General features: G+C 60.7%; 7 protein-coding genes and 1 pseudogene. 3 read left to right on the top strand and 5 right to left on the bottom strand.

From position 1 onward, the window contains the following. The first annotated feature begins 290 nt into the window (after positions 1 to 290). Entirely contained in the window at positions 291 to 767 is a 477-nt protein-coding gene (locus HMPREF2698_RS11950; RefSeq protein ID WP_070516662.1) for a PspC domain-containing protein, read from the top strand. Between the two features lie 173 nt (positions 768 to 940). Here HMPREF2698_RS11950 and guaA read toward each other — a convergent pair whose 3' ends face one another. Beyond that, a complete protein-coding gene (gene guaA / locus HMPREF2698_RS11945) occupies positions 941 to 2545 on the bottom strand; it encodes a glutamine-hydrolyzing GMP synthase (protein ID WP_070516664.1) in 1605 nt (534 codons plus the stop codon). Positions 2546 to 2664: 119 nt separating this feature from the next. Between guaA and HMPREF2698_RS11940 the strand changes: the two genes are divergently transcribed. Further along, entirely contained in the window at positions 2665 to 3351 is a 687-nt protein-coding gene (locus HMPREF2698_RS11940; protein WP_070516666.1) for a metal-dependent transcriptional regulator, read from the top strand. Here the strand turns inward: HMPREF2698_RS11940 and HMPREF2698_RS11935 are convergent. The 4 genes and pseudogenes from HMPREF2698_RS11935 to HMPREF2698_RS13660 all read right to left on the bottom strand — a co-directional run. After that, on the bottom strand, positions 3301 to 4200 hold the full coding sequence (locus tag HMPREF2698_RS11935; RefSeq protein WP_070516668.1) for a metal ABC transporter permease: 900 nt from the start codon (positions 4198 to 4200) through the stop codon (positions 3301 to 3303). The genes HMPREF2698_RS11940 and HMPREF2698_RS11935 overlap by 51 nt on opposite strands. Next, positions 4197 to 4970, bottom strand: coding sequence for a metal ABC transporter ATP-binding protein (locus tag HMPREF2698_RS11930; protein ID WP_070516670.1), 774 nt, complete (start codon positions 4968 to 4970; stop codon positions 4197 to 4199). The genes HMPREF2698_RS11935 and HMPREF2698_RS11930 overlap by 4 nt, the downstream gene beginning before the upstream one ends. An 8-nt stretch (positions 4971 to 4978) precedes the next feature. After that, on the bottom strand, positions 4979 to 5857 hold the full coding sequence (locus tag HMPREF2698_RS11925; protein ID WP_232745304.1) for a metal ABC transporter substrate-binding protein: 879 nt from the start codon (positions 5855 to 5857) through the stop codon (positions 4979 to 4981). A gap of 273 nt (positions 5858 to 6130) precedes the next feature. Continuing rightward, positions 6131 to 6274 (bottom strand): annotated as a pseudogene (locus HMPREF2698_RS13660) (GuaB3 family IMP dehydrogenase-related protein); the annotation flags it as partial. Positions 6275 to 6362: 88 nt separating this feature from the next. Here HMPREF2698_RS13660 and HMPREF2698_RS11920 point away from each other — a divergent pair. After that, the gene (locus HMPREF2698_RS11920) at positions 6363 to 7697 is read left to right on the top strand and encodes a coiled-coil domain-containing protein (RefSeq protein WP_070516674.1); all 1335 of its coding nucleotides are present in this window, start codon (positions 6363 to 6365) and stop codon (positions 7695 to 7697) included. Positions 7698 to 7957 lie beyond the last annotated feature (260 nt).

Raw genomic sequence — 7957 nt, 5'->3', positions numbered from 1 at the left:
AGCTGAGGTAGGAACTAAACCCAGGACGCTTCAGGCCTTAAGTGCACAAACCAGTACACAAGCAGTGCCGATATTCAGGTTTTAGGAAGAAACCTGAAATCACAACGAGGCTACTCGACGCGCTGACGAAGATCGAAGGCGGCGAAACCTCCCTGAACAGGGACTTCAAAGAGGCCAGCGGCATTGTCTACGCCAGCGAATTCAGGTTTCATGCAAGGATCTCTCGATCCTCCCCCTAGACCCGTGCCATTTAGCCAGCGAGCTTTGCCCGCCAAATGCATACTTGAGCCATGGACACCAACAGCTCGTTTCAGGCCATGTGGGACACGCGCCCGCCACGGATCCCCAAAGAACAAGGTGGCAACCCACTAGTCGGTGGCATCTGTGAGGGCATCGGTGCGCGTTATAACGTCGATGTGACCTTCGTCCGCGTCGTTTTTGCTGTGCTGGCGCTCATCATCGGCGGCGGCATTTTCCTGTACCTGCTGTGCTGGTTCACCATGCCGCGTTTTGGCACGCAGACATCCCCCGCACAGGCGATCTTCACACCGAAAGAACGTCTGAGTCCTGTTGTGCTCAGAGACCGCAGCACAGGCTGGCTGTTGTTGATCGGATTGCTGATCTTCTTCCCGTCCGTCACGCTGGGCACGGATCCCAGGGCAGTATTAGCGCCGCTGGCAGGAATCTTCACCGGGTTTGTCGCGTGGTGGCTTCTGCATCAGCGCACGCCAACGCCGCCACCTTCGCTTGGAGTGCATTACAAATAAAACGAGTGGATCTCGATTACATCGGGGCCTTAGCTTCGCTCCAAAAGCCCAGGTAAAAATTCTCACCTGAGGCAGCTATGTAATCGAGATCCGCTGACTATTTAGCATCAACTATTTAGCACTAACTATTTAGCGCTGGCACTTAAATCCTGGGTGTCAGCGCTAAAAGCTGGTTACTCCCACTCGATCGTGGCTGGCGGCTTGGACGTGATGTCCAGCACGACGCGGTTGACGTCCTCAACCTCATTGGTGATGCGGGTGGAAATGGTCTCCAGCACCTCGTACGGGATGCGGACCCAGTCAGCGGTCATGGCATCCTCGGAAGCAACTGGACGCAGGACGATCGGGTGGCCGTAGGTGCGGCCGTCGCCTTGGACGCCGACGGAGCGAACGTCGGCAAGCAGGACGACCGGGCACTGCCAGATCTGGTCGTCGAGGCCAGCCTTGGTTAGCTCCTCACGAGCGATCGCATCGGCTGCGCGAAGGGTTTCCAGGCGCTCCTCAGTAACCTCACCGATGATGCGAATACCCAGGCCAGGGCCCGGGAAAGGTTGACGGTTCACGATCACCTCGGGCAGGCCGAGTTCACGGCCAACGGCGCGGACCTCGTCCTTGAACAGCAGGCGGAGGGGTTCGACGAGTTCGAATTCGACATCGTCAGGCAGGCCACCGACGTTGTGGTGGCTCTTGATGTTGGCGGTGCCGGATCCGCCGCCGGACTCGACAACGTCCGGGTACAGGGTGCCCTGAACGAGGAAGTCGACGGGTGCGTCGTCACCAGATTCGGTGAGCACACCAGCAACGGCACGCTCAAAGGAGCGGATGAATTCTGCACCGATAGCCTTGCGCTTGGCTTCCGGCTCGGTGACACCAGCGAGCTTGCCCAGGAAGGCTTCGCGCTCGTCGACGGTGACCAGCTTCGCGCCTGTAGCAGCCACGAAGTCGGTCTCGACCTGCTCGCGCTCGCCCTGACGCAGCAGGCCGTGGTCGACGAAGACACAGGTGAGTCGGTCACCGATTGCGCGCTGGACCAGTGCAGCAGCGACAGCGGAGTCCACGCCGCCGGACAGGCCGCAGATGGCGCGGCCGTTGGGGCCGACTTGTTGCTTGACTGCGTCGATAAGCTGTTCCGCAATATTGGAGGCGGTCCAGGTCTGCTCGAGGCCTGCGATCTCGGTGAGGAAGCGCGTGAGCACCTCTTGGCCGTGCGGCGAGTGCATGACCTCCGGGTGGTACTGGACGCCGGCCATGCATAGATCAGCGTTTTCGAATGCGGCGACTGGTGCGCCTTCCGATGAAGCGGTGACCTCGAAGCCAGCTGGTGCCTCGGTGACGGAATCGCCGTGGCTCATCCATACCGGGTGGTTGGTCTGCAGGCCGTGGTGAAGTACGCCGCCGCGCACGTTCATTGCGGTGCGACCGTACTCGCGGGAGCCGGTCTTGGCCACGGTGCCGCCGAGCGCCTGAGTCATCACCTGGAAGCCGTAGCAAATGCCGAAGGTGGGCAGCCCCAGCTCGAAAATTGCCGGGTCGAGCTGCGGAGCACCGTCCTCGTAGACGGATGAGGGACCACCGGAGAGCACGAGAGCCACCGGGTCCTTGGCTTTCAATTCTTCTGCGGAAATCGTGTGCGGAACGACCTCCGAATAGATCCGGGCCTCACGCACGCGTCGTGCGATGAGCTGCGCATATTGCGCGCCGAAGTCCACGACGAGGACGGGGCGCGGGTGAGCGTTTGCGGGTGGGGTCTGCTCTGGTGCATTCGAGGTGGTAGTCACGGATTCAGAGTCTAACTCATGGCCTGGATAGACTGAACAGTCGCGACTGTGCAGGGCGGATTAGCGGTTCAGGGCGGCGTCGATAAGCGTGCTCCCGGAAGGTAAGTAGAGTTGAACGCATGTCGGTGAGCGAATTATCCACTTCGACCCAGAACTATTTGAAGGTCATCTGGAGTCTCACGGAATGGTCAGCGGAACCCGTGACGGCAACCCTGATTTCGAAGCAGACGGGGCTGCGGATGTCGTCGGTCTCGGATGCTGTGCGCAAGCTCGCCGCACAGGGGTTGATCGTGCACGCCCCGTACGGCTCGGTGGAATTGACCGAGAAGGGCCGCGGGTACGCAGTGGACATGATTCGGCGCCACCGGCTCATCGAGACGTTCTTGGTGGAGACTCTCGGGTACACGTGGGACGAAGTGCACGATGAAGCGGAGCACTTAGAGCACGCAGTCTCTGACTACCTGGTGGACAGGCTGGACAAGCTGCTCGGCCACCCCACCCGCGACCCGCACGGGGATCCGATCCCGACCGCCGACGGTACGGTGCCCGCTTTGGACGCATGCCGCCTCACGGATGCTGGGGCGGGCGCCGGTGCAGCGGGGACGACGGTCACTGTCGAGCGGATCTCCGATTCGGACCCGACCCTGCTGAAGTTTTTCGAGGAGAATGGCATCGTTGTCGGCGCCGTCCTCACGGTCACTGAAGGCGCACCGTTTTCCGAGTCGCTCGATGTGAAGGTGGACGGGGCAAAGAACTCAGTTCCGCTCGGCCGCACCGCTACCGATGCGCTGTTCGTCTCCAATTAGCCGTGCCGTTCCGCCCCGGCGCGCACGCGCTGTGACGATCCCTTGGCTCGGGCTGAACAGGTACACCAGCAGGAATGCGATCCCCTGCGCCATGACCACGAGTCCGCCAGGCGAAGCGTCGAGGTAGTAGCTCGCGTACAGCCCCGCGACGGAGCATACGGTGGCCACCGCAGGAGCGATCAGCAGCATGCGGCCGAAACTGTCGGTCAAAAGGTGCGCGGTCGCACCCGGAATGATCAGCATCGCCACCACGAGGATCACCCCGACGGCTTGCAGCCCCACCACGCAGGTGAGCGCGAGCAGGGCGAGCAACACTGCCCCAATCAGCTTCGGCCACAGACCAATCGCGTGAGCATGCACGGGATCGAAAGCGAAAAGCGTGAAATCGCGGCGCTTGAGCACGAGCACGGCCAGCGTGGCCACGCCCAAAACGAGGATCTGCACGAGATCAGCTTTGGAGACGCCGAGCAGGTTACCGAAGATAATGTGATTGAGGTCGGTGTGCGAGGGCGTGACGGAGATGAGCACGAGCCCGAACGCGAAGAGCGTCGTGAAGACGATTCCGATCGCAGCGTCTTCTTTGACCCGGCTCGTATCACGCACGACACCGATCAATCCCACGGCGAGGAAGCCGAAGACCACTGCCCCGAGAGCGAAGGGAACGCCCGCGATATACGCCAGCACCACGCCGGGGAACACTGCGTGGGACACGGCATCGCCCATCAGCGACCAGCCGACGAGGACCAGCCAGCACGACAGCACCGCGCACACGATGGAGGAAATCAGGCTCGTGGCGAACGCGCGGACCATGAAGTCGTAGGCGAACGGGTCGACAAGAAAAGAGATCATCGTTTCATCACATCCAGTCCAAAGGCAGCGGCGAGATTATCGGGTTGCAGGACATCCTTGGGCGAGCCGTGCATGAGCACATGCCGGTTGAGCAGCATCGCTTCATCAGCCAGCTCAGGTAACGCAGGGAGGTCGTGCGTGGACACGAAGACGGTGGCACCGCCGTCTGCAAGCTCGCGGAACAGCCGGGTCATTGTCGCTTCGCTGCGCTTATCGACGCCCGCGAAAGGCTCGTCCAGCAGCATGATCCTCGCCCCCTGGGCAATGCACCGGGCAACAAAGGCGCGTTTCCGCTGGCCGCCGGAAAGTTGACCGATCTGACGTGAGGCATAGTCCGTGAGCTCCACACGCTCGAGTGCATGGTTGACGGCTTCGATATCAGCCCGGCGAGGCCGGCGCGTGAAACCGAGTTGTCCGTAGCGACCCATCATGACCACCTCCCGCACGCTGACCGGGAAATCCCAGTCCACTGCCTCGCGCTGAGGCACGTACCCGAGCACACCGGTGCGGCGGGCAACCGCGGGGTCATCTCCGTTGACGGCGACGGTCCCGGAATCCGGCCGGGTCTGCCCCATGATCGTTTTGAATAGCGTAGATTTCCCGGATCCATTCATTCCGACGAGTCCGCACACGCGTCCCGGCGCAATCTCGAGGGATGCACCGTCGAGCGCGAGCACGCTCCCATAGTGAACGGTGACATCGTGCACGGATATCGCGGGAGTCGCATTCGACGAAACGGCCGCCGCGGCTGATGACGTTTCCTGTTGCACCGTGACACCTACTTCTTACCCGTCAACGCCTGCGTGATCACGTCGGCGTCGTGCTTGATCAAGTCGAGGTAGGTCGGAACCGGACCGTCTTTCTCCGAAAGGGAGTCGACGTACAGAGTGCCGCCGAAGGTGGCGTCGGTTGCATCAACTACCTGCTGCATCGGTGCGTCCGAGACCGTGGACTCGCAGAATACGGCCGGCACGTCGTTCTCCTTGACGAATTCGATGGCACGGGTGATCTGCTGCGGAGTTGCCTCATTCTCGGAGTTCACGGCCCAAATGAACCGTTCCTCCAGACCAGCGTCGCGTGCCATGTAGGAGAATGCGCCCTCGCACGTCACCAGTGCGCGATGCTGCTCAGGCAGGTTCGCCAACTCAGTGACCATGCCGTCCTGGACCTCTTGCAGCTCCTTTTTGTACTGCTCGCCGTTCTGCTTGAAGTCCTCAGCATGGTCCGGATCGAGTTCGCTGAAGGCGGTGACCATATTGTCCACGTACTTCTCCACCTCGACCGGGCTCATCCACGCGTGCGGGTTCGGTTTGCCCGCGCCCTCGTCCTCGGTGATGTCGATCGGGTCCACGCCGTCGCTGACGGTGACGTGGGGCGCGTCGACGTCCTCGACGAATTGCGCGAACCAGTTCTCCAGGTTCAGGCCGTTATCCAGAATGAGGTCGGCATCCGACGCGCGGCGGATATCAGCCGGCGTGGGCTCGTAGCCGTGGATCTCCGCCCCCGGCTTCGTCAAAGAATCCACAGTCAAGTGTTCCCCCGCGACATTCTGGGCGATGTCCTGGATCACAGTGAAAGTGGTCAGCACTTTCGGCTTTCCGCCGTCTGCACGATCCTCCTCCGGCGCGCACGCTGTGAGCGCCGCCGCGAGAATCATCGCCATCATCGCGGCTGCTGCCACGAACAGTGCGGATCGCGACTCCCGCTTTTCCGACCGAACCATTGAGTTTTCCTTTCCTGAAAATGCATTCGCCAAGGCTGTTCCATAAGTTACGCCTAGACGTACTTTTTATTCTGGACAAACTTTAGTCGGACTTACAGGAGAGTCAAGATGAATCGGCTGTGACATACGCCTCACCCCGTAGACATGAAAAACGCCCGGGGGATCATTGAAGTTCCACCGGGCGTTGTCGGCCGCGAAAGTGCGCAGCTAGCTCGAGAGGGTGATATCCACCTTCTGGAAGCTCTTGATATCGGTGTAGCCACACTTCGCCATGACGCGGCGCAGACCGCCGGCGAGGTTGTGCCCACCCCAGGTACTGGTGCTCGGGCCGTGGAGGATGGTCTGCAGGCTCGGGCTGTTGTCGCGGAGGTGCTTCACAACATCCTCGGTAGAAACCGCGTCGTCGAGGCCCCAGCCGAAGCTGAATCCACCGAAATCGATGTGCAAAGAAATCCCGGATTTCTACACCAGTGAGGTGGACGGGCGCGAAGTAAAACGTCCGCGCTATGTCGCACGCGACTACGAGGAAGCGAAACAATACTTCGAAGAGGCAATGCGTTGGCTTGCCGAGAACTTCATCCCCGGCGGCATCGATGCTGTGGCCGGAGGGGATATGAATTTTGACGAGAGCACACCGCATAGCCAGTTCCAGGCCGATAGCTTCTCCCCGAAGCCCGATGATCCGTCAAAGCTCCGCTGTAGGCCAGGTATCGCGTACAACACTGACACCTCGGTCAGGTACAAATCTGGCCCAAAAAAGGGTAAACAGATCTCGGGTAATCAAAAAATGATCGACGCGCAGCGCGGACTCCGTGAACACATGCACGCGCTCGGCTACCCAGTAGAACTGGAAGTCTCCGAACGTCACGATGAATCCCTAAACCTCGACCGCTACACGGAGCAGCAGGATCGTGAACGCGACCTTGCCAACCGCGAGGATGAAGTAGAAGTCAAGCGCCGTTCCGTACACCGCGACATGGACGCGATTGATCGTGACCGCGAGCAAGCAGCAAAAGAACTGGAACAGGCCCAGGCGGACCGTGAAGCAGCGCGAAGTGTACAGGAGAACGCTGAACAGCAGGCTCGCGAGGTTGCAGAGCGTGTGTTGCGTGAAGCACGCGAGAAGGCTGAGCAGGACGTCGAGCAGATCCGTAGCGATGCACAGGCTGCGGCTGAGCAGACAGTAGGGCTGGCCGAAGCTCAAGCAGATGAGCTGCTGGACCGTGCCGAAGAGGTCAACAGCGCTGCAGAGGCCAAGCTCAAGCGTGCAGAGCAGGAGGCTGAAACGATCCGCAGCGAAGCACGCAAGGAAGCCGAGCGAGACGCAGAAAAGACCCGTAGCGAGGCCACACGAGACGCTGAGAGCACTCGTAGCGAAGCACAACGTGATGCTGTGGCCATCCGCAGCGAGGCCACGCGTGAGCGTGAACAGCTGGCCAACGAACGTGCAGCCCTGGACAGTGAGCGTGAAGCCTTTGACACGGAGAAACGCGCATTCACCGAAAGCCTCGAAGCGCGCCGCGCAGCTGCAGAAGAGGAAGCCGCCATCATTATCGAGGAGGCAACGCAGTCTCTGCAAGAGATTTCCCACGTAGACCGGGACTTCCTGCATGTCGAACTCGATAACGACCCTGAGATGAAGCAGCGGTATCGGGTTGCTGTTGAGCAGCGTATCCAGCAGGAACGGACCGCCGCACGCCGCCGTGCTCAGGAACGAACCAACAAGCGCCGCCAGCAGCAACAGCGCGACCGCGATGGTGGCATGGAGCTGTAGCAGCTCGCCACACGCCTTGTACGGCCCTGTAGCGGCCTAGCCGGGTGTCGCCGGGGTCAGTGCCCAGAGACAGCGCTAAAACCGCTCTAATTCAGCGAAAATCGAAGAATTAGAGCGGTTGTTTTGTGTAGCGGTAATCCTGTAGTGCTGTGAAATAGCGCGTGTAGTGGCGTGTTTGTTGTGCTGTTGATTGTGTAGTAGAGGTACGTGGCTACAGGGACCTGACCCCTGTTAGGTAGACACCTGATATCCAGCCCGGT

The organism is Corynebacterium sp. HMSC072A02 (assembly GCF_001810085.1).
Lineage (GTDB): Bacteria > Actinomycetota > Actinomycetes > Mycobacteriales > Mycobacteriaceae > Corynebacterium > Corynebacterium hesseae.
Note: the sequence above shows the minus strand (reverse complement) of the source record. Positions and strands in the feature narration are given on the sequence as shown.

Coding starts and splice junctions, on each gene's coding strand:
- HMPREF2698_RS11950 (WP_070516662.1), top strand. CDS start 291: ATGGACACCAACAGCTCGTTTCAGGCCATGTGGGACACGCGCCCGCCA.
- HMPREF2698_RS11940 (WP_070516666.1), top strand. CDS start 2,665: ATGTCGGTGAGCGAATTATCCACTTCGACCCAGAACTATTTGAAGGTC.
- HMPREF2698_RS11935 (WP_070516668.1), bottom strand. CDS start 4,200: ATGATCTCTTTTCTTGTCGACCCGTTCGCCTACGACTTCATGGTCCGC.
- HMPREF2698_RS11925 (WP_232745304.1), bottom strand. CDS start 5,857: ATGATTCTCGCGGCGGCGCTCACAGCGTGCGCGCCGGAGGAGGATCGT.
- HMPREF2698_RS11920 (WP_070516674.1), top strand. CDS start 6,363: ATGTGCAAAGAAATCCCGGATTTCTACACCAGTGAGGTGGACGGGCGC.